Source organism: Streptomyces sp. NRRL F-5630 (genome assembly GCF_000719475.1).
GTDB lineage: Bacteria > Actinomycetota > Actinomycetes > Streptomycetales > Streptomycetaceae > Streptomyces.
The window spans coordinates 1-649 of sequence record NZ_JOGO01000202.1; the positions used below are offsets into that span (position 1 = coordinate 1).

At 67.2% G+C, this 649-nt stretch carries 1 protein-coding gene and 1 pseudogene; both read right to left on the reverse strand.

The annotated features are described in order from the left end of the window. Positions 1 to 231: AMP-binding protein (locus IF99_RS35905; RefSeq protein WP_420705744.1), on the reverse strand; the 231-nt coding region annotated here is incomplete at its 3' end. Between the two features lie 85 nt (positions 232 to 316). Continuing rightward, positions 317 to 523, reverse strand: a pseudogene (locus IF99_RS35910) (AMP-binding protein); the annotation flags it as partial. Positions 524 to 649 lie beyond the last annotated feature (126 nt).

Here is a 649-nt window from a genome sequence, read left to right on the forward strand (position 1 = left end):
GAGGGGCCAGAAGAGTTCCCAGACGGAGACGTCGAAGGTGGGAGGTGTTTTCTGGAGTACCCGGTCTGTTGTGTTGAGGTGGTAGGTGGCCTGCATCCAGTGGAGTCGGTTGATGAGTGAGGCGTGGGTGATCAGGGTGCCTTTGGGGGTGCCGGTGGAGCCGGAGGTGTAGAGGGCGTAGGCGGGGTGCTGGGGGAGGAGTGGGGTGAGCCGGTCCCCACGTGTGCACAGGAATGCCGGTCACGGGGAGGCCAGCTTGGATTTCCGGGCTGGTCAGCAGGAGTGCGGGGGCCGCGTCCTGGAGCACGTGTGTGGTGCGTGCGGGTGGGTTGGTGGGGTCGATGGGGAGGTAGGCGGCGCCGGTTTTGAGGATGGCGAGGAGTGTGGTGAGGAGGTGTGGGCTGCGGGGGAGGGCGACGGCGATGCGGGTTTCGGGGCCTGCGCCGTGGGTGATGAGGTGGCGGGCGAGTTGGTTGGAGCGGGTGTCCAGTTCGCGGTAGGGGGTTTCCTCGCCTTCGAAGATGAGGGCGGGGTGGTCGGGTGTGTGGGTGGCCTGGTGGGTGAAGAGGTCGGGGAGGAGCTGAGGTGGGACCGGGTGGGTGGTGTTGTTGTGGGTGTGGAGGAGGCGGGTGCGGTCCTGGGGTGTGAG